Source organism: Kitasatospora brasiliensis (assembly GCF_032654805.1).
GTDB classification, from domain to species: Bacteria; Actinomycetota; Actinomycetes; order Streptomycetales; family Streptomycetaceae; genus Kitasatospora; species Kitasatospora brasiliensis.
Genome location: NZ_JAUOOW010000004.1, coordinates 241,414 through 259,787, shown reverse-complemented (window position 1 = coordinate 259,787; position 18,374 = coordinate 241,414). Strand labels below are relative to the sequence as shown.

Below are 18,374 nucleotides of genomic sequence, written 5' to 3'. Positions count from 1 at the left end.
AACTCGCCGTCGTCCTCGCGACGGCGGGCTAGCCGAGCAGCTCGCGGTACCAGGCGGCGGCCTGCGGGAGGCGGGCCAGCGGGCCGGGGCCGGGCGGGCAGGCGGCGAGCCGCCAGATCCGTTCGCTGCGGTACCAGTGGTCGCGGGCGATCAGGGCGAACTGTCGCTCGGAGACCCGGCCGGGGGCCGCCGCCAGCAGTCGACGGCACTCCTCCCAGGGGACGGCCGGGCCGTCGGGTGCGGGCAGCAGGCCGAGCGCGGCCAGGGCCGCGAGCAGGTCGCCGCCGCGGACCGGTTCGGGGTGCGAGGCGTGATGGACGCCCGGCGGGACGGTGTGCTCGTCCAGGGCCAGCGCGGTGATCAGCCGGGCCAGGTCGGTGCGGTCCACCATCGAGAGCCGGGCGCTGCCGCCCTCCCAGCGGACCGGCACCCGGCGGACCAGCTCGGCCAGCGCCGGGACCACCCAGCGGTCGCCCGTCCCGGTGACCAGCCCGGGGCGCAGCACGTACCCGCCGGCCGCCAGCGCGTGGCGCTCGCCGAGCAGCCGGGTGCGGCTGGCCTCGGACACCGGGGCGGGCGTCACCTCGCCGACCTCGATGCCGTCGTGCGGGCCCGCGCCGTAGACCGCGGCCGTGGAGAGGTGGACGATCCGCCGCACCCCGGCCCGGGTGGCGGCCGCCATCAGCGCGGCGGCGCCCCGGTCGTTCACCGCCTCGCACTCCTCGGTGCCGCCGTCGACCCGGGAGGCGAGGTGCAGCAGCGCGTCGGCACCCGTGCAGAGCTCCGTGAGCGCCTCCGGGTCGGCGAGGCCGCCCGACACCCAGGCGATGCCGGGTTCGGCGCTCCGCGGCGGCTTGCGGGCCAGCGCCCGTACCCGGACGCCGCGTGCCGCGAGGGCCGCCCGCACGCCGGAGCCGATGAAGCCGGTCGCCCCGGTCAGCGCGACCGTGGGCTGCCCCGCGGGACTGTCTTCCGTCGCCATCTCCAAGCCTCCCTGCCGACCGGTCGGTCAGTCTAGCCAGGCGGCCCGACGCGGGGACACCCGTTCGGAGGGGGCGGGGGACGGCCCGAGGTAAGGCCCGCCTAGGCTGTAGGCCAAGCAAAAAGGGGCGAACCGGACCCGCACCGGTGACCACGAGGACGGAAAGCAGGACCCGCCGATGGGCGACGGAATGTCAGGAATGCACCACCACGGTGGGATGCATCACGGCGGGATGACCGAGCTGGGCCCGTTCACCTTCTCCAACGTGTGGACCTGGTCCCCGGACTGGGTGTTCCTGCTCGGCGGACTGGCCCTCTTCGGGCTGTACGCGGCGGGCGTGGTCCGGCTGTACCGGCGCGGCGACCGCTGGCCGATCGGCCGGATGGTCGGCTGGGGAACCGGTGTCGCCAGCCTGCTGCTGGTCACCTGCAGCGGGCTGAACGACTACGGCATGGTGCTGTTCAGCGCGCACATGATCCAGCACATGGTGCTCTCCATGCTGACCCCGATCCTGCTGCTGCTCGGCGCCCCGATCACGCTGGCGCTGCGGGCGCTGCGCCCGGCCGGCAAGGGCCGTCCGCGCGGGCCGCGCGAGCTGCTGGTGGCGCTGCTGCACAGCCGGTACGTCCGGGTCGTCTCGCACGCGGCGTTCACCATCCCGATGTTCATCGCGAGCCTGTACGGGGTCTACTTCACCCCGCTGTTCGACTTCCTGATGCAGTACCGCCTCGGGCACATCTTCATGATGGTGCACTTCCTGCTCACCGGTCTGGCCTTCTTCTGGCCGATCATGGGCGTGGACCCGGGCCCGCACCGCCCGGGCCATGTGATGCGGATCATCGAGCTGTTCATGGGGATGCCGTTCCACGCCTTCTTCGGCGTCGCGGTGATGATGGCCGCCCACCCGCTGGTCACCACCTTCACCGCAGAGGGCTCGCCGCCCGGGACGAACCTGCTGGAGGACCAGAAGCTGGCCGGCGGCATCACCTGGGCGTTCGGCGAGATCCCGACCGCGATCGTGCTGATCGCGCTGGTCTACCAGTGGATGGGCTCGGAGCAGCGGCAGGCCCGCCGCCGGGACCGTTCCGAGGACCGCACCGGTGACGCCGAGCTGGAGGCGTACAACGCCTACCTGGCCTCGCTGCACAAGCGCGACCAGCGGGCGGGCAGCGGGGTGGCCCCGGCCGCCGGCGCCGCTCCGGCGGCCGACGCCGTCGGCTGACCCGGAACCACCGTTCCCGAGAACCCCCGTTCCGCCCGCGGAACGGGGGTTCTCGCCGTTGCGGGCCCACACCGGAACGACCGTTCCATCGGATGCGTTCGAACAGGCATGCACGTCCTGCCGGTCATCGTCGCCCTGCTCTGCGGGTGCGCCCCGCTCTGGCTGCTCGGCTTCCTCGGCCTGGCGCTGTACCAGCGCCACCGCCCCGCTCCGGTCGGCGCCGACTACCTGGTGGTCCTGGGCGCCGCGCTGGACGGCTGCGAGCCCGCGGCCCCGCTGGCGGCCCGGCTGGACGCCGCGCTGGCCCGCCTCGCCGTCGAGGAGGCCGCCGGGTCCGCCCCGCTGGTCCTGGTGACGGGCGGCAAGGGCCCGCACGAGCGGTGCACCGAGGCCGCCGCGATGGCCCGCTACCTGATCGCCCAGGGCGTCCCGCCCGAGCGGATCCGGCGTGAGGAGCGGGCCGCGAACACCGCCGAGAACCTGCGCTTCAGCGCCGCCCTGATGGCCGCCGAGCGCCCCGGCTACCGCTGCACGGTGGTCACCAACGGCTTCCACACCGTGCGCTCCGCCCTCGCCGCCCGCCGGGCCGGCGCCCCCGCCGCCGTGCTCGGCGCGGACGGCCCGCTGGCGCACGGCCCGTACCTCCTGCTGCGCGAGGCCGTCGGCACCGCCCTCGCCCTCGCCGGCCGCGCCTGAACCGGGGCACCGGGCGGGCACGCCGAAGAGCCCCGGGTCCGCATGGGACCCAGGGCTTTCGTCAGCTCAACTCAGCCGGTTTCAGCCGAGGTTGGCGAGCGCCTCGTTGAAGGTCTTGGACGGGCGCATCACGGCCGCGGCCTTGGCCGGGTCGGGCTGGTAGTAGCCGCCGAGGTCGACCGGCGAGCCCTGGACGGCGATCAGCTCGTCCACGATGGCCGACTCCTGCTCGGTCAGCGTCGCGGCCAGGCCGGCGAAGGCCTGGGCCAGCTCGGCGTCGGCGGTCTGCTTGGCCAGCTCCTGGGCCCAGTACATGGCCAGGTAGAAGTGGCTGCCGCGGTTGTCGATGCCACCGAGGCGGCGGCTCGGCGACTTGTCCTCGTTGAGGAAGGTGCCGGTGGCGCGGTCCAGGGTGTCGGCCAGCACCTTGGCGCGGGCGTTGTCGGTGCTGTCGGCCAGGTGCTCGAAGCTGGCGGCCAGCGCGAAGAACTCGCCCAGGCTGTCCCAGCGCAGGTAGTTCTCCTTGACCAGCTGCTGGACGTGCTTCGGGGCGGAGCCGCCGGCGCCGGTCTCGAACAGGCCGCCGCCCGCCATCAGCGGGACGACCGACAGCATCTTGGCGCTGGTGCCCAGCTCCAGGATCGGGAACAGGTCGGTCAGGTAGTCACGCAGCACGTTGCCGGTCACCGAGATGGTGTCCTCGCCGCGGCGGATGCGCTCCAGCGAGAACTTGGTGGCCTCGACCGGGGACTTGATCTCGATCTGGAGACCCTCGGTGTCGTGCTCCGGCAGGTACTGCTTGACCTTCTCGATCAGCACCGCGTCGTGGGCGCGGGTCTCGTCCAGCCAGAACACGGCCGGGACGCCGGTGGCGCGGGCGCGGGTGACGGCCAGCTTGACCCAGTCCTGGATCGGCAGGTCCTTGGTCTGGCAGGCGCGGAAGATGTCGCCCGGCTGGACGGCCTGCTCCAGCACCACGTTGCCCTCGGTGTCGACCAGGCGGACGGTGCCCGCGGTGGCGATCTCGAAGGTCTTGTCGTGCGAGCCGTACTCCTCGGCCTTCTGGGCCATCAGACCGACGTTCGGCACCGAGCCGATGGTCGCCGGGTTCAGGGCGCCGTGGGCGCGGCAGTCGTCGATGACGGCCTGGTACACGCCGGCGTAGCTGCTGTCGGGCAGCACGGCGAGGGTGTCGGCCTCCTTGCCGTCCGGGCCCCACATGTGGCCGGAGGTGCGGATCATGGCCGGCATCGAGGCGTCGACGATGACGTCGCTCGGCACGTGCAGGTTGGTGATGCCCTTGTCGGAGTCGACCATGGCCAGGGCCGGGCCCTCGGCCAGCTCGGCCTCGAAGGAGGCCTTGATCTCGGCGCCCAGGTGCGGCACGTTGTCGAGGCCGGCCAGGATGCCGCCGAGGCCGTTGTTCGGGTTCAGACCGGCGGCGACCAGCACCTCGCCGTACTTGGCGAAGGTCTTCGGGAAGAAGACGCGGACCACGTGGCCGAAGATGATCGGGTCGGAGACCTTCATCATGGTGGCCTTGAGGTGCACCGAGAACAGCACGCCCTCGGCCTTGGCACGGGCGACCTGGGCGGCCAGGAACTCGTTCAGGGCGGCGGCGCGCATCACCGAGGCGTCGACGACCTCGCCGGCCAGCACCGGCACCTTCTCGCGCAGCACGGTGGTGGTGCCGTCCTCGCCGAGCAGCTCGATGCGCAGGGCACCGTCGGCGGCGACCACGGTGGACTTCTCGGTGGACCGGAAGTCGTTCTCACCCATGGTGGCGACGTTGGTCTTGGAGTCGGCCGTCCAGGCACCCATGCGGTGCGGGTGGGTCTTGGCGTAGTTCTTGACCGACAGCGGGGCGCGGCGGTCCGAGTTGCCCTCGCGCAGGACCGGGTTGACGGCGCTGCCCTTGATCTTGTCGTAGCGGGCGCGGACGTCCTTGTCCTCGTCGGTCTGCGGCTCGTCCGGGTAGTCCGGCAGGGCGTAGCCCTGGGCCTGGAGCTCGGCGATGGCGCTCTTGAGCTGCGGCACCGAGGCCGAGATGTTCGGCAGCTTGATGATGTTGGCGCTCGGGGTCTTGGCCAGCTCACCCAGCTCGGCCAGGGCGTCGCCGATCCGCTGCGCCTCGGTCAGACGCTCCGGGAAGCTCGCGATGATCCGGCCGGCCAGGGAGATGTCGCGGGTCTCCACCCGCACACCCGCCGTCGAGGCGTAGGCCTGGACCACCGGCAGGAACGAGTAGGTCGCCAGGGCCGGAGCCTCGTCGGTGTGCGTATAGATGATGGTCGAGTCAGTCATCGGTACTCCGCTTCACGTCTCCAACGTCTTGACGTCAAGATATCTCGTCACGGGCCCCCGACTCCACCTCGGGTCAAACTCCACGGTGGTCCGAGGCGCGGCGGGAGGCAAACCGAGCGGCTCCGGGGCAGTGGTGTAGTCCACCCGGGTGAGCCGAACGTCAGGAGTGCGTCAACGCACGACCCCATTCGGTCAACGCCGCGTCAGGACCGGCCCCACCGGGGCCGAGCCGCCCTAGCTTCGAGGAAGTAGTTCCGGCAGGCACCACCACCCCACTCGGGAGCACCCGCATGGCCCGCGTCGTCTGGCACGTTCCGGTCACCACCTCCGGCACCGGAAGCACCACCGCACTCCGCCTGTTCCGGCTGCGCGACGGCCGCCGCTGCGCGGTCGGCTTCTCCAGCCCCGAGGCCCTCGCCGCCCTCCTCGGGCCCGGCCAGGCCCACACCGAGATCGCCGAGCCCGCCCTGCGCGACCTCACCGCCCCGCTCGGGGTCGACACCCTGGTGCTGGATCCGCGGCTGGTCGCCCCGCCCGTCGGCTCCCCCGCCGTGCCGCCCGCCCCGGCCCCGGCCGCACAGCTCCAGCACCGGTGACCGCCCCGCTCCGGCTCGTCCCGGACGCTCCGGCGCCCGAGCGGCAGCCCCGGCAGGCCCGCGCCCTGCACGCGATCGCCCGGATCAGCCACGGCCCCGTGCCGCTCGACTTCGACCGTCTCGCGGCGGAGTTCCCGGCCGTCCAGAGCGGTCTGGCCCTGGTCGGCGAGGCGGACCTCGAACTGCGTCTGGCCTGCACCGGCCCCGAGGAGCTGCGGACGATCGCCGCCGCCCTGCACTGCGCGGGCGCCGCCAGGGTGCAGATCGACCTCGTCCTGCGCGCCCTCACCCCGGCCCCGGTCACCCTGCGGCCGGTGCCGTGAACCGGGCGGGGCTCAGTCCTCCTCGCCCGGACGCGGGTCCGGGTTGACCGCCTGCCCGTCGATCTCCGCGCCCCACACGTCCGCACCGGCCGCGTCGGCGCAGTAGCCGGTGCCCTCGACGTGGCCGCCCGCGTCGCGGCACTGGTCGGCGGTGACGTCCCGGCGCCCGCTCGCCGCCGCCGGTCCGGCGGCGGTGGCGAGCAGCAGGGCGACGGCGGTCACGACGGCCACCCGGGCCGGGAGTGAGCGGTTCATGCGGACCACCCCAGCACGCCTCCGGTCCCCCGGCGACCGGACGGCCCCCGCCCGGGTGGCGGCCCGCCCGCGCCACCCCGCGATACCGACCCGTCCGATCTGGCGTGGTGTCGCCGGATCGCTATACGGAGGCCACTATTCCCATCGTCGATTGAACCGTCTATGATGCCGCCCCACGCGACGCGGCCTGAATTCCCGACAGATCGATCGGATACGTAATACGTCGAGGGCCAGAAGGCCCCCTACCTGCAAGGATGTCCAGAAAAGAATGTAAACATTCAGTAATGAAATCTGTGCAGGGGGCACCGAAAAGTCCTAGTGTGTGGCAACTCTCATAGCTCCGCCTACCCCGGAGCCCCCACCCACAGAGAGATCGTTCATGGCTTCCCTCAACCAGATCTCGCCACCCGACCAGGGCACCGGCTCCGAGTCAGGCACCACTCACCGGTCGTTGCGTCGCCACGTGGGCCTCATCGGCCTCATGTGGGCCTCGGTCGGTTCGATCATCGGCTCCGGCTGGCTGTTCGGCGCGAAGGAGGGCGTGATGGCGGCCGGTCCGGCCGCCGTCGTCTCCTGGGGCATCGGCACGGTCGCGATCGTGCTGCTCGCCCTGGTGCACGCCGAACTCGGCAGCATGTTCCCGGTCTCGGGCGGCACCGCGCGGTACCCGCACTACGCCTTCGGCGGCCTGGCCGGCATGTCCTTCGGCTGGTTCTCCTGGCTCCAGGCGGCCACCGTCGCGCCGATCGAGGTCGAGGCGATGATCGGCTACGCCCGGCACTGGTCCTGGGCAGGGGGTCTGCTCAACGACAACAACACCCTCACCGCCAGCGGCTTCGCCGTCTCCACGGTGCTCATGGCGGTGTTCGTCGCGGTGAACTTCCTCGGGGTGCGCGTCCTGGCCCGCACCAACAACATCGCCACCTGGTTGAAGATCTTCGTCCCGCTGCTGACCATCTTCGTGCTGGCCGTGACCAACTTCCACGGCTCCAACTTCACCTCGCACGGCTTCGCCCCGTTCGGCGCCCAGGGCGTGCTCGCGGCGATCAGCACCAGCGGCATCATCTTCGCCCTGCTCGGCTTCGAGCAGGCCATCCAGCTGGCCGGCGAGAGCCGCAACCCCAAGCGCGACATCCCCCGGGCGGTGCTCGGTTCGGTCGCCATCGGCAGCCTGATCTACACCCTGCTCCAGGTCGTCTTCATCGGCGCGCTGCCCGTCAGCGCCTTCGCCAACGGCTGGGACAAGCTCGACTTCCCCGGCATCGACGGCCCCTTCGCCGGCCTGGCCACCGTGATCGGCCTCGGCTGGCTGGCCTGGGTGCTGTACATGGACGCCGTGATCTCCCCCGCCGGCAGCGGCCTGATCTACACCACCTCGACCTCGCGCATCTCCTACGGCCTGAGCCGCAACGGCTACGCCCCGCAGCGCTTCGAGGAGCTGGACAAGAACGGCGTGCCGTGGTTCGGCCTGGTCATCGCCTTCGTCACCGGCGTGATCTGCTTCCTGCCCTTCCCGAGCTGGCAGGAGCTGGTCGGCTTCATCACCTCCGCCAGCGTGCTGATGTACGCCGGCGCCCCGCTGGCCTTCGGCGCGATGCGCCGCCGGCTGCCCGCGCACGAGCGCCCGTACCGGCTGCCGCTGGGCGAGCTGATCTCCCCGGCCGCGTTCGTGGTCTCCAGCCTGATCATCTACTGGTCCGGCTGGCACACCCTCTCCCGCCTGGGCATCGCGATCGTGCTCGGCTACCTCCTGCTCGGCAGCTACGCCGCGTACGCGATCAAGAAGGGGCTGCCGAACGCGCCCCGACTGAGCTGGAAGTCCGCCCAGTGGCTGCCGCCCTACCTGGTGGGCCTCGGCCTGATCTCCTGGCAGGGCAGCTTCGGGGACGGCACCGGCCGGATCCCGATGTGGACCGACATGGCCCTGGTGGCGGTGTTCTCGCTGGTCATCTACTACTGGGCGATCCGGGTGGCGCTGCCGACCGAGGCCATCGAGCAGGAGATCGCCGACGTCGAGGTGGTCGACGAGGGCGGTCACTGAGCACCCGAGAACGACAGGAAGGGCCCGCCGGCGACATGACCGGCGGGCCCTTCCGCATGGGTCAGAGGCCCAGCACCGTCCGCAGCGCCGTACCGATCTCGACCTCCGCGTCCGGCGACGGGCCGACCGAGCGCCAGGCGACGAAGCCGTCCGGGCGCACCAGCACCGCGCCCCGCGGGCCGATGCCGTGCAGGGCGGCGAAGTCCACCCCGGGCTCCGGGGCCAGGTCGTCCTCCGCGCCGTCGCCGACCCGGTAGCCGTCCAGCGGGACGGCCAGCCGGTCGGCGGCCCGCCGGGCGCCCGCCTGCCAGTCGCCGCCCTCCGGGCCGGTGAGCAGCACCATCGACTGCTCGTACAGGTCCAGCGTGGAGAGCTTCACTCCCGCCCGGTGCAGCCACTGGTGCGGCGCCCGGCTGCCCGGCTCGCCCGCCGACTCGAACTGCTCGGGGACCACCGGGCCGCCGCCGTCCGCGCCGACCACCGCGCCCACCGGGTAGCGGTAGCCGAGCGCCACCGCCAGCATCCCGGCCTGCCGGCCGGTGCCCGGCACCACCGCGTAGCCCGGGTGGCTGTGCTCGGCGGAGCGCGCCGAGGCCCGCTCGCCGGTCACCTTCGCGACCGGCCGGCGCTCCTGCCCGTACGTCTCCAGCAGCCTCGGCCCGCCCCAGCCGCACAGCACCGCGGCGATCTTCCAGGCCAGGTTGTGGGCGTCCTGGATGCCGGTGTTGGAGCCGAACGCACCAGTCGGGGACATCTCGTGCGCCGAGTCCCCGGCAAGGAAGACCCGCCCGGCGCCGTACCGGTCGGCCACCCGCTCGGCGGCGTGCCAGGGGGCCTTGCCGGTCACCTCGACGTCCAGCTCCGGCAGGCCGACGGCGGTGCGGATGTGCCGCTCGCAGCGCTCGTCGGTGAAGGACTCCAGCGGCTCGCCGCGCTCGGGGTGCCAGGGCGCGTGGAAGACCCACTCCTCCTGGTTGTCCACCGGCAGCAGCGCGCCGTCCGCCTCCGGGTTGGTCAGGTAGCAGGCGATGAAGTGCCGGTCGCCGACCACCTCGGCCAGCCGCTTGGCCCGGAAGGTGATGCTGACGTTGTGGAACAGCTCGCCCTTGCCGCTCTGGCCGATGCCCAGCTGCTCGCGGACCGGGCTGCGCGGGCCGTCCGCGGCGATCAGGAACTCCGAGCGCACCACCCGCCGCTCGCCGGTCTCCCGGCTGCGCAGCACCGAGGTGACGCCGTCCGCGTCCTGCTCGAAGGAGACCAGCTCGGTGCCGAAGCGCAGGTCCCCGCCCAGCTCGCGGGCCGCGTGGCGCAGCACCGGCTCCAGGTCGTTCTGGCTGCACAGGCACCAGCTGCCGGGGCTGAACCGGGCCAGCCGGCCGCCCGGGTCGATCTCCCGGAACAGCCACTCCTGCTCGGCGCCGGTCAGTGAGGGCGCCTGGAGGATGCCGTGGTTGGGGGCCAGGATCGAGGCGGCCTCACGGATCGCCGCGTCGATCCCGGCCACCCGGAAGAGCTCCATGGTGCGGACGTTGTTGCCGCGCCCGCGCGGGTGATGCGAGGTGTCGGCGTGCTTCTCGACCAGCACGTGCCCGATCCCGAGCCGGCCGAGGAAGAGCGCGGCCGACAGCCCGACCAGCGAGCCGCCCACGATCAGGACCGGCACCCGGTCGTCAACCTTCGGATTCATCAGTTGCTCCACCCTGTCAGGGGATTCCGCGGCCCGGCGACTGGGCTCGGCGCCGCCCTCGGCGGGCCCGCTCAGCCGGGGGCCCCGCTCTTCCATCCCCCGCCCGGGGCCGCCCCTGCCGCTCCTTCGCCCGGATGGCCCGCAAATCTCGCGCCGCGCCCGGAGCGCCGCCGACGATCGACCTCAGGCCTGGCGCCGCCTGCCCGGCCTCACCGCCGTCGCACCGCCCTCCCAGGCCGGGGAGCACCCGCCGGGCACGGCCGACACGGCCTCCAGCGTCCCAGAGCAGAAAGTGGATCATGACAACTCTGTCCGAACCCCAGCCGAAGCAGCAGGACGACGCCGACACCCGGCTGCGGGTCGTGCTGATGCTGGAGATCCAGGACGGCGCCCAGCAGCGCTTCCTCGACGTGTACGAGCGGCTGCGCCACCAGGTGGCCTCCGTCCCCGGCCACGTCAGCGACCAGCTGTGCCAGTCGATCAACGACCCGCGCCAGTGGCTGATCACCAGCGAATGGAAGGACCAGGAGACCTTCCTGACCTGGGTGGACAGCCCGGCCCACCGGGAGATGGTCAAGCCGATGCACGGCTGCGTCAGTGACAACTTCCGCTCGCTGCGCTACGCCGTGCTGCGCGAGACCTCGGCCTCCGGCTCGACCGGCACCCGGGCTCCGATGGAGGTGCCGCCCGGGCTGCCGCGCACCGCGCCCGCCGGCCACGTCGGCCCGCCCAAGGCCGAGCCGGGCCCGGACGGAGTGATCCGCCACGCGCTGACCTTCACGGTCAAGCCCGGCAGCGAGCCCGAGGTGGCCAGGATCCTGTCCGGCTACGCCTCCCCCCGGGCCGAGGTGGACCAGCACACCCGGCTGCGCCGCACCTCGCTGTTCATGCTCGGCAACCGGGTGGTCCGCGCCGTCGAGGTGATCGGCAACCTCGGCGACGCGCTGCGCCACGTGGCGATGCAGCCCGAGGTGCGGGCCGTCGAGGAGGCGCTCAACCCTCACCTGGAGGAGGCTCGGCAGCTGGGCGACCCGCAGGCCGCCCGGGCGTTCTTCGCCAAGGCCGCGCTGCCCGCCCGGCACCAGGCGATCGCCAGCTCCCCCGCCTCGGCCCGGCTGCACCGGCACGCCGTGCTCTACCCGGTCCGTCCGGGCCGCGGGCAGGCCGTGGCCGAGCTACTGGCCGAGCACGACAACCTGGCCACCGCCGACCCGACCGGGCCCCTCGCGGCGGCCACCGTCTTCCACCGCGAGGACGTGGTGGTGCGCCTGGTCGACCTGCGGGTGCCGGCCGAGGCCGACCCGGCGGCCGCCCTCGGGGTGGCCGACGACGGGCAGGCGGCCGTGCTCGCCGGGCTGCTCGACCTCGGCCCGCAGGGCGAACTGCGCACCGTCGCCGGGCTCTCCGCTTTCCTCGCCGCCCGGGCCATGAACCCGGTCACCGACCGCCGCTCCGCCGACCCGATCAACAACTGACGTTCCGCCACTTCACGGGAGACCTCCATGACCACGCAGTACCCACGGATCGTCAACGTCCACGAGGCACCGGAGAACCGCCGCCACGGCGCCGAGCTGCGCACCATGCTCACGCCGACCAGCTGCGGCGCGACCAGCGGCTTCATGGGCCTGGCGATCGTCAAGCCCGGGGAACGGATCGGCGAGCACTACCACCCGTACTCCGAGGAGTTCGTGTTCGTCGTCTGCGGGGACCTGGAGGTGGACCTGGACGGCAAGGCCCACCCGCTCAAGCCCGATCAGGGCCTGATGATCCCGATCAACATGCGCCACCGCTTCCGCAACGTCGGCGACACCGAGGCCCGGATGGTCTTCCACCTGGGCCCGCTCGCCCCGCGCCCCGATCTCGGGCACGTGAGCACCGAGGAGGACGCGGCCTCAGGCCCGCCGGAACGCGCCAAGGTGGGCTCGTGACCCGGCGGGTCGCCGTCACCGGGATCGGTGTGGTCGCGCCCGGCGGGGTCGGTGTCCCGGCGTTCTGGGAGCTGCTGACGGCCGGCCGTACCGCGACCCGGGGCATCACGCTCTTCGACGCCACCGGGTTCCGCTCCCGGATCGCCGCCGAGGTCGATTTCGACCCGGCGGCCCACGGGCTGGGCCCGGCGGACGTCCAACGGGCCGACCGCTACGTGCAGTTCGCGATGGTCGCGGCCGACGAGGCGATCGCCGACGCCGGTCTGGACCTGGCCGCCGAGGACCCGTGGCGGATCGCGGTCTCGCTGGGCACCGCCGTCGGCGGCACCACCCGGCTGGAGCACGACTACGCCCTGGTGAGCGCGGCCGGAGCGCGCTGGGACGTGGACCACCGGCAGGCCGAGCCGCAGCTGCACCGGGCCTTCGCCCCCAGCACGCTGGCCTCCGCGGTGGCCGAGCGGACCGGCGCGCACGGCCCGGTGCAGACCGTCTCCACCGGCTGCACCTCCGGCCTGGACGCGATCGGCTACGGCTTCCAGGCGGTCGAGGAGGGGCGCGCCGACATCTGCGTCGCCGGCGCCTCCGACTCCCCGATCTCGCCGATCACCGTCGCCTGCTTCGACGCCATCAAGGCCACCAGCGAGCGCAACGACGACCCTCAGCACGCCTCCCGCCCCTTCGACGCCGACCGGGACGGCTTCGTGCTCGGCGAGGGCGGCGCCGTCCTGGTGCTGGAGGAGCTGGAGCACGCCCGCCGCCGCGGCGCCCGGATCTACGGCGAGATCGGCGGCTTCGCCACCTTCGGCAACGCCTACCACATGACCGGCCTCACCAAGGAGGGGCTGGAGATGTCCCGGGCGATCGATCACGCGCTCGCCCACGCCCGGGTGGACCGCACCGACGTGGACTACGTCAACGCCCACGGCTCGGGCACCAAGCAGAACGACCGGCACGAGACGGCCGCGGTCAAGCGCTCGCTGGGCGCGCACGCCTTCGGGACCCCGATGAGCTCGATCAAGTCGATGGTCGGGCACTCACTCGGCGCGATCGGCGCCATCGAGGTGGTCGCCTGCACCCTGGCGCTCGCCCATGGCGTCGTGCCGCCGACCGCCAACTACGAGACTCCGGACCCGGAGTGCGACCTCGACTACGTGCCGCGCACCGCGCGCGAGCTGCCGCTGAGCCACATCCTCTCGGTCGGCAGCGGATTCGGCGGATTCCAGTCCGCCGTCGTGCTCAACAGAACGGGGTGAGTTCCATGACGTCACGTCAGCAGGGCCGCCGGGCGGTGGTCACCGGCCTCGGCGTGGTGGCGCCGAACGGGGTCGGGGCCGACGCCTTCTGGAAGGCCACCAGGCAGGGCGTGAGCGTCCTCGACCGGATATCCCGCGACGGCTGCACCGAGCTGCCGCTGCGGATCGCGGGCCAGGTCAACGCGTTCGATCCGCAGTCCACGATCGACAACCGCTACCTGGTGCAGACCGACCGTTTCACGCACTACGCGATGGCCGCCGCCGACCTGGCGGTGGCGGACGCCGGGCTCCGGCCCGATCCCGAACAGCCCTTCGCGGTCGGCGTGGTGACCGCGGCCGGCTCCGGCGGCGGCGAGTTCGGCCAGCGCGAGCTCCAGCAACTCTGGGGTCAAGGACCGAAGTTCGTCGGACCGTACCAGTCCATCGCCTGGTTCTACGCGGCCAGCACCGGCCAGATCTCGATCCGCGGCGGCTACAAGGGCCCGTGCGCGGTGGTCGCCAGCGACGAGGCCGGCGGGCTGGACGCCCTCGCGCACGCCGCCCGCACCATCGAGCGGGGCACCGACGCGGTGGTGGTCGGCGCCGCCGAGGCCCCGCTGGCGCCGTACTCGATGGTCTGCCAGCTCGGCTACCCCGAGCTCAGCCTGGCCGGGCGGGCCGACCGGGCGTACCTGCCGTTCACCGCGCTGGCCTGCGGCTTCTCCCCCGCCGAGGGCGGCGCGATGCTGCTGCTGGAGGACGAGGACGCGGCCCGCGGGCGCGGCGCCCACGTCCGGGCGCACCTGGCCGGACACGGCTCCACCTTCACCGGGGCTTCCCGCTGGTCGGAGTCCAGGGAAGGGCTGGCGGCCGCGATCCGGATCGCCCTGGACGAGGCCCGGATCGCGGCCGAGGAAGTCGACGTGGTCTTCGCGGACGCCCTCGGGGTGCCGGCCGCCGACCGGGCCGAGGCCCTGGCCCTGGCCGACGCACTCGGCCCGGTCGCCGAGCGGGTGCCGGTCACCGCACCCAAGTCCGGTACCGGGCGGGCCTATTGCGGCGCCCCGATGCTCGACGTGACCGCCGCCGTGCTGGCCATGGAGGACGGCGTGCTGCCGCCCACCCCCAACGTCACCGAGGTCTGCCACGACCTCGCCCTGGTGACCGGCCGCGCCCGCCCGGCCGAACTGAACACCGCGCTGGTGCTCAGCCGCGGGCTGATGGGCTCCAACTCCGCGCTGGTACTCCGGCGCCCAGAGCGGCCCTGAACCACCCGTCACACCTCCGAAAGGACACCCCGTGAGCAACACCCTCAGTTATCCGGAACTCTCCGCGCTGCTGGCGGCCCGGGCCGGCGTCACCGTCGACGCGGGCGAACTGGCGCGCCCCGGCGCCGAGTTCGAGACCTTCGGCGTCGACTCGCTCGGCCTGCTCGGCGTGGTCGGCGAGCTGGAGAACCGGCACGGCCTCAAGGTCACCTCGGGCGCCGAGTCGGCCAAGACCCCGGCCGAGTTCCTGGAGCTGGTCAACTCCTCCCTCGCGAAGGCTGGTGCCTGAGATGCCCGGACACACCGACAACGAGATCGTCATCACCGCTCCGCTCGACCTGGTCTGGGAGATGACCAACGACCTGGAGAACTGGCCGCAGCTGTTCAGCGAGTACGCCTCGGTGGACGTGCTGGAGCGCGAGGGCGAGCGCGTGCAGTTCCGGCTCACCATGCACCCGGACGAGAACGGCCAGGTGTGGAGCTGGGTCTCCGAGCGCACCACCGACCGGGACTCGCTGTCGGTGCGCGCCCGCCGGGTCGAGCCCGGCCCGTTCGAGTTCATGGAGATCCGCTGGGAGTACGCCCAGGTGCCGGCCGGCACGAAGATGCGCTGGATCCAGGACTTCGCGATGAAGCCGACCGCGCCGGTCGACGACGAGGGCATGACCAGCCACATCAACCGGAACTCGCAGGTTCAGATGCAGCTGATCCGGGAGAAGGTCGAGAAGCGGGCGGCGGAGCTGTGAGCGGCACCCACCGGGCGCTGATCGTCGCCCGGATGAAGCCCGCGGCCGCGCCGGACATCGCCGAGGTGTTCGCCGAGTCCGACCAGGGCGAACTGCCGCACCTCATCGGGGTCACCGGCCGCAGCCTCTTCCAGTTCGGCGACGTCTACCTGCACCTGATCGAGGCCGACCGGCCGCCCGGCCCGGCCGTCGCCAAGGTCGTCGGCCACCCCGAGTTCCGCACCGTCAGCGACCGTCTGACCGCCTTCGTGCAGGCCTACGACCCGGCCACCTGGCGGGAGCCGAAGGACGCGATGGCGCGGGAGTTCTACCGCTGGGACCGCTGACCCGGCGGCTGCCCGATGGGCCCGCCCCCGGCCGTGCGCCGGGGGCGGGCCCACGCGTGCCCGCTCCGCCCCGCCGACGGGTTCACCCGGATCCCTCGGCCAGCCGGGTGGACACACCCGGGACACCACCCGAAGGGCTCACCCACCGTACCGGCGCTGCCACACTCCGGTGGCAGCCGGCCGCACGGTGGTTGACGTTGGATCAGGCGCCACCCTCCGCGAGTCCCCTTGCCCGGCACCGTGCCGGCAGTCGCGGTCCTGTGCGCCGGAAGGATCATCCTTATGCGTTCTGCACGCACGCTGCTCGCCGGGGCGGCCGTCGCCGCCGTGCTGACCGTCGGCACCCCCATCGCCTTCGCCGACGGTGCCGACCAGGGCAAGAACCTGACCTGGCAGGAGAAGCAGGACAAGACCGAGAAGGCCTCCGACAACAAGGGCTCCGACGACCGGAAGGGCGGTGCCTCCGACAACGAGCGCAGAGGCACCGACGAGCACAAGGGCAGCGACGAACACAAGGGCTCGGACGAGCACAAGGGCAGCGACGAACACAAGGGCTCGGACGAGCACAAGGGCAGCGACGAACACAAGGGTTCCGACGAACACAAGGGTTCCGACGCCAGGGACGAGGACCACAAGACCCCGCACGGCGGCGTGCACACCGGTGGCGGCGGCCTGGCGCTGTCCGGTGGCGGGCTCGCCTCCGGGGCGGTGCTGCTGCTCGGCGGCCTGGGGGCCGGCGCGTACGCCCTGCGCCGCGGCCGCCGTTCCTCCGGCGCGGTCGCCTGACGCCTGACACCTTGCCTGCCGCCGCCTCCGGACGCCCGCCCCGCACGGGGCGGGCGCACCGGGGGCGGCGGACCGTCGGAACCGGTTGAGCGGAGGACAGGAATGACGGGCGGCCCCGCCTCTGGAATGCCCCGGCTGCTGCGCGCGGGGATGGCTGCGGCAGCGGTCGGGCTGCTGCTGATCTACAACTCGGTGGACACCGGGTCGGACACCGCCGCGGCGGACGGCCAGCCCGCTCCCCCGGCCGCCTCCGGACCGGCCGTCCCCGGGCCGGCGAACGCCGCCGCCGTGGCCCCGGGCGCGCCCGGGGGGCCGCCGGCGCCGGTGCTCGCCCGCGCCAAGCCGACCCGGCTGCGGATCCCGCAGATCGCCGTGGACGCGCCGTTCACCGAACTGACCCTCAACCCGGCCGGCCAGCTCGACGCGCCACCGCCGGACGACCGCAACCTGGTCGGCTGGTACCGGGACGGCGTCTCCCCGGGTGAGCGCGGCAGCGCGGTCCTCGCCGGGCACGTGGACACCACCAAGGGCCCGGCGGTGTTCCTGCTGCTGAGCTTCCTGCTGCCGGGCAACAAGATCGAGGTGAGCCGGGCGGACGGCACCGTCGCGGTGTTCTCGGTGGACACCGTGGAGACCTTCGCCAAGGACGCCTTCCCCGACGCGAAGGTGTACGGCCGCACGCCGGACGCCCAGCTGCGGCTGATCACCTGCGGCGGCACGTACGACAAGAAGCGGCGGGACTACCTGGACAACGTGGTGGTCTTCGCGCACCTGGAGTCCTCGCACCAGGGGTGACCCGGCCGACGCCGACGACCGCCGACCCCCTGCTCCGGGGTCGGCGGCCGTCCGTACGGGGGTCGGGCTCAGCCGTTCACGGTGGCCTCGAAGGCGTGCAGGTACGGGTTGACCGGGCGGACGGCGGTGACCGTCAGTCCGGCCTCCGCCATCAGGGTGACCATGCTCTCCTCGGAGTGCTTGGCCCCGCCCACGTTGAGCATCAGCATCAGGTCCATGGCGGTGGTGAAGCGCATCGAGGGGCTGTTGTCGACCAGGTTCTCCACCACCACCACGCGGGCGCCGGAGCCGGCCGCCTTCACCACGTTGGCCAGGGTGCGCCGGGTGCTGTCGTCGTCCCACTCCAGGATGTTCTTGATGATGTAGAGGTCGGCCCGGACCGGGATCTCGTTGCGGCAGTCGCCGGGCACCAGGCGGGCGCGGGCGGCGAAGGCGCCGCCGTCCTGGAGCCGGGGGTCGGCGCCGGCCACGACCTTGGGCAGGTCGAGCAGGGTGCCGTGCAGCGCCGGGTGCCGCTCCAGCAGGCTGGCCAGCACGTGGCCCTGACCGCCGCCGATGTCCGCCACCGAGTCGATGCCGGTGAGGTCCAGGTACTCGGCGAAGTCCTCGGCGGACTGCCGGCTGGAGGTGGTCATCGCCTTGTCGAAGACCTTCGCGGAGTCGCCCGCGTCGCTGTGCAGGTACTCGAAGAACTCCTTGCCGAACAGCTCGGGGAAGACGCTGCGGCCGGAGCGGACGGCCTCGTCCAGCTTCGGCCAGGCCTCCCAGGTCCACGGCTCGGTGCACCAGAGGGAGATGTAGCGCAGCGAGTTGGGGGCGTCCTCGCGCAGCAGCCGGGACATCTCGGTGTGCGAGAAGCGGCCGTCGGCGCCCTCCGCGAAGATCCCGTAGCAGGACAGGGCGCGCATCAGGCGGCGCAGCTGGCGGGGCTCGCTGTCGAGGGAGGCGGCGAGTTCGACGACGGTGGCCGGGGTGTCGCCGAGCGCGTCGGCGACCCCGAGCCGGGCGGCCGCGCGGACGGCGGCGGCGCAGGCGGCGCCGAAGACGAGCTCGCGCAGCCGCATGGCGGCCTGGGGGGTGGTGTGGGCGGGTGCGGTGGTGGTGGTCATGGCTGGGTTCCTCGGGGATTCCTGGGGAGTTCCACGTACGGCGCGGGGGCGGGCGGCGCCTCGGGGGGCGTCTTGGGG

Annotated in this window: 19 protein-coding genes; 14 read left to right on the top strand and 5 right to left on the bottom strand. The window is 73.0% G+C overall.

Features of this window, described 5'->3' with window-relative positions:
- Positions 1-28: 28 nt before the first annotated feature.
- Complete coding sequence (locus QWJ13_RS17305) at positions 29-982, bottom strand: NAD-dependent epimerase/dehydratase family protein (protein WP_316525459.1); 954 nt, start codon at positions 980-982, stop codon at positions 29-31.
- Positions 983-1,181: 199 nt separating this feature from the next.
- Here QWJ13_RS17305 and QWJ13_RS17300 point away from each other — a divergent pair, with 199 nt between their 5' ends.
- Together QWJ13_RS17300 and QWJ13_RS17295 are read left to right on the top strand one after the other, a co-directional pair.
- Positions 1,182-2,204 (top strand): cytochrome c oxidase assembly protein, encoded by a 1,023-nt coding sequence (locus QWJ13_RS17300; protein WP_316525458.1) that lies wholly within the window; start codon positions 1,182-1,184, stop codon positions 2,202-2,204.
- A gap of 108 nt (positions 2,205-2,312) precedes the next feature.
- Positions 2,313-2,900 (top strand): YdcF family protein, encoded by a 588-nt coding sequence (locus QWJ13_RS17295; protein WP_316525457.1) that lies wholly within the window; start codon positions 2,313-2,315, stop codon positions 2,898-2,900.
- Between the two features lie 81 nt (positions 2,901-2,981).
- On the opposite strand, the gene QWJ13_RS17290 is transcribed toward QWJ13_RS17295, so the two are convergent.
- A complete protein-coding gene (locus QWJ13_RS17290; protein ID WP_316525456.1) occupies positions 2,982-5,204 on the bottom strand; it encodes an NADP-dependent isocitrate dehydrogenase in 2,223 nt (740 codons plus the stop codon).
- A 290-nt stretch (positions 5,205-5,494) separates the two neighbouring features.
- Here QWJ13_RS17290 and QWJ13_RS17285 point away from each other — a divergent pair, with 290 nt between their 5' ends.
- Together QWJ13_RS17285 and QWJ13_RS17280 are read left to right on the top strand one after the other, a co-directional pair.
- Positions 5,495-5,800 carry an SAV_915 family protein gene (locus QWJ13_RS17285; RefSeq protein ID WP_316525455.1) on the top strand — a complete coding sequence of 102 codons (306 nt, stop codon included), beginning with the start codon at positions 5,495-5,497 and terminating at the stop codon, positions 5,798-5,800.
- Positions 5,797-6,123 (top strand): hypothetical protein, encoded by a 327-nt coding sequence (locus tag QWJ13_RS17280; RefSeq protein WP_316525454.1) that lies wholly within the window; start codon positions 5,797-5,799, stop codon positions 6,121-6,123. The genes QWJ13_RS17285 and QWJ13_RS17280 overlap by 4 nt, the downstream gene beginning before the upstream one ends.
- A gap of 12 nt (positions 6,124-6,135) precedes the next feature.
- Here QWJ13_RS17280 and QWJ13_RS17275 read toward each other — a convergent pair whose 3' ends face one another.
- Positions 6,136-6,378: a hypothetical protein gene (locus tag QWJ13_RS17275; protein ID WP_316525453.1), complete on the bottom strand. Its 243-nt coding sequence runs from the start codon at positions 6,376-6,378 to the stop codon at positions 6,136-6,138.
- A 379-nt stretch (positions 6,379-6,757) separates the two neighbouring features.
- Here QWJ13_RS17275 and QWJ13_RS17270 point away from each other — a divergent pair, with 379 nt between their 5' ends.
- Positions 6,758-8,419 carry an APC family permease gene (locus tag QWJ13_RS17270; RefSeq protein ID WP_316525452.1) on the top strand — a complete coding sequence of 554 codons (1,662 nt, stop codon included), beginning with the start codon at positions 6,758-6,760 and terminating at the stop codon, positions 8,417-8,419.
- 61 nt (positions 8,420-8,480) lie between these two features.
- Here the strand turns inward: QWJ13_RS17270 and QWJ13_RS17265 are convergent, their stop codons facing one another.
- On the bottom strand, positions 8,481-10,202 hold the full coding sequence (locus QWJ13_RS17265; RefSeq protein WP_432277541.1) for an FAD-dependent oxidoreductase: 1,722 nt from the start codon (positions 10,200-10,202) through the stop codon (positions 8,481-8,483).
- A 203-nt stretch (positions 10,203-10,405) separates the two neighbouring features.
- Between QWJ13_RS17265 and QWJ13_RS17260 the strand changes: the two genes are divergently transcribed.
- The 9 genes from QWJ13_RS17260 to QWJ13_RS17220 all read left to right on the top strand — a co-directional run bounded on the left by QWJ13_RS17260 (position 10,406) and on the right by QWJ13_RS17220 (position 17,187).
- On the top strand, positions 10,406-11,581 hold the full coding sequence (locus tag QWJ13_RS17260) for a SchA/CurD-like domain-containing protein (RefSeq protein ID WP_316525448.1): 1,176 nt from the start codon (positions 10,406-10,408) through the stop codon (positions 11,579-11,581).
- A gap of 27 nt (positions 11,582-11,608) precedes the next feature.
- Positions 11,609-12,034, top strand: a complete 426-nt coding sequence (locus QWJ13_RS17255) for a cupin domain-containing protein (protein WP_316525446.1) — start codon at positions 11,609-11,611, stop codon at positions 12,032-12,034.
- The gene (locus tag QWJ13_RS17250; RefSeq protein ID WP_316525445.1) at positions 12,031-13,287 is read left to right on the top strand and encodes a beta-ketoacyl-[acyl-carrier-protein] synthase family protein; all 1,257 of its coding nucleotides are present in this window, start codon (positions 12,031-12,033) and stop codon (positions 13,285-13,287) included. Before QWJ13_RS17255 ends, QWJ13_RS17250 begins: the two co-directional genes overlap by 4 nt.
- Before the next feature lie 5 nt (positions 13,288-13,292).
- A complete protein-coding gene (locus QWJ13_RS17245) occupies positions 13,293-14,534 on the top strand; it encodes a beta-ketoacyl synthase N-terminal-like domain-containing protein (RefSeq protein ID WP_316525444.1) in 1,242 nt (413 codons plus the stop codon).
- A gap of 31 nt (positions 14,535-14,565) precedes the next feature.
- Positions 14,566-14,823 carry a phosphopantetheine-binding protein gene (locus QWJ13_RS17240; RefSeq protein WP_316525442.1) on the top strand — a complete coding sequence of 86 codons (258 nt, stop codon included), beginning with the start codon at positions 14,566-14,568 and terminating at the stop codon, positions 14,821-14,823.
- Position 14,824: 1 nt separating this feature from the next.
- Complete coding sequence (locus tag QWJ13_RS17235) at positions 14,825-15,280, top strand: SRPBCC family protein (RefSeq protein ID WP_316525440.1); 456 nt, start codon at positions 14,825-14,827, stop codon at positions 15,278-15,280.
- Positions 15,277-15,606 (top strand): TcmI family type II polyketide cyclase, encoded by a 330-nt coding sequence (locus QWJ13_RS17230; RefSeq protein WP_316525438.1) that lies wholly within the window; start codon positions 15,277-15,279, stop codon positions 15,604-15,606. The genes QWJ13_RS17235 and QWJ13_RS17230 overlap by 4 nt, the downstream gene beginning before the upstream one ends.
- Positions 15,607-15,888: 282 nt before the next feature.
- Positions 15,889-16,392, top strand: coding sequence for a hypothetical protein (locus QWJ13_RS17225; RefSeq protein WP_316525437.1), 504 nt, complete (start codon positions 15,889-15,891; stop codon positions 16,390-16,392).
- A gap of 102 nt (positions 16,393-16,494) precedes the next feature.
- Entirely contained in the window at positions 16,495-17,187 is a 693-nt protein-coding gene (locus QWJ13_RS17220; protein ID WP_316525436.1) for a class F sortase, read from the top strand.
- Between the two features lie 68 nt (positions 17,188-17,255).
- Here the strand turns inward: QWJ13_RS17220 and QWJ13_RS17215 are convergent, their stop codons facing one another.
- Positions 17,256-18,296, bottom strand: coding sequence for a methyltransferase (locus QWJ13_RS17215; RefSeq protein ID WP_316525435.1), 1,041 nt, complete (start codon positions 18,294-18,296; stop codon positions 17,256-17,258).
- Positions 18,297-18,374 lie beyond the last annotated feature (78 nt).

What these genes read in the sequence shown, in the direction of transcription:
- QWJ13_RS17270 (WP_316525452.1), top strand. Translation starts at nt 6,758, where the DNA reads ATGGCTTCCCTCAACCAGATCTCGCCACCCGACCAGGGCACCGGCTCC.
- QWJ13_RS17260 (WP_316525448.1), top strand. Translation starts at nt 10,406, where the DNA reads ATGACAACTCTGTCCGAACCCCAGCCGAAGCAGCAGGACGACGCCGAC.
- QWJ13_RS17265 (WP_432277541.1), bottom strand. Translation starts at nt 10,202, where the DNA reads ATGGAAGAGCGGGGCCCCCGGCTGAGCGGGCCCGCCGAGGGCGGCGCC.
- QWJ13_RS17245 (WP_316525444.1), top strand. Translation starts at nt 13,293, where the DNA reads ATGACGTCACGTCAGCAGGGCCGCCGGGCGGTGGTCACCGGCCTCGGC.
- QWJ13_RS17305 (WP_316525459.1), bottom strand. Translation starts at nt 982, where the DNA reads ATGGCGACGGAAGACAGTCCCGCGGGGCAGCCCACGGTCGCGCTGACC.
- QWJ13_RS17220 (WP_316525436.1), top strand. Translation starts at nt 16,495, where the DNA reads ATGACGGGCGGCCCCGCCTCTGGAATGCCCCGGCTGCTGCGCGCGGGG.
- QWJ13_RS17290 (WP_316525456.1), bottom strand. Translation starts at nt 5,204, where the DNA reads ATGACTGACTCGACCATCATCTATACGCACACCGACGAGGCTCCGGCC.
- QWJ13_RS17275 (WP_316525453.1), bottom strand. Translation starts at nt 6,378, where the DNA reads ATGAACCGCTCACTCCCGGCCCGGGTGGCCGTCGTGACCGCCGTCGCC.
- QWJ13_RS17295 (WP_316525457.1), top strand. Translation starts at nt 2,313, where the DNA reads ATGCACGTCCTGCCGGTCATCGTCGCCCTGCTCTGCGGGTGCGCCCCG.
- QWJ13_RS17225 (WP_316525437.1), top strand. Translation starts at nt 15,889, where the DNA reads ATGCGTTCTGCACGCACGCTGCTCGCCGGGGCGGCCGTCGCCGCCGTG.
- QWJ13_RS17255 (WP_316525446.1), top strand. Translation starts at nt 11,609, where the DNA reads ATGACCACGCAGTACCCACGGATCGTCAACGTCCACGAGGCACCGGAG.
- QWJ13_RS17215 (WP_316525435.1), bottom strand. Translation starts at nt 18,296, where the DNA reads ATGACCACCACCACCGCACCCGCCCACACCACCCCCCAGGCCGCCATG.
- QWJ13_RS17235 (WP_316525440.1), top strand. Translation starts at nt 14,825, where the DNA reads ATGCCCGGACACACCGACAACGAGATCGTCATCACCGCTCCGCTCGAC.
- QWJ13_RS17300 (WP_316525458.1), top strand. Translation starts at nt 1,182, where the DNA reads ATGCACCACCACGGTGGGATGCATCACGGCGGGATGACCGAGCTGGGC.
- QWJ13_RS17285 (WP_316525455.1), top strand. Translation starts at nt 5,495, where the DNA reads ATGGCCCGCGTCGTCTGGCACGTTCCGGTCACCACCTCCGGCACCGGA.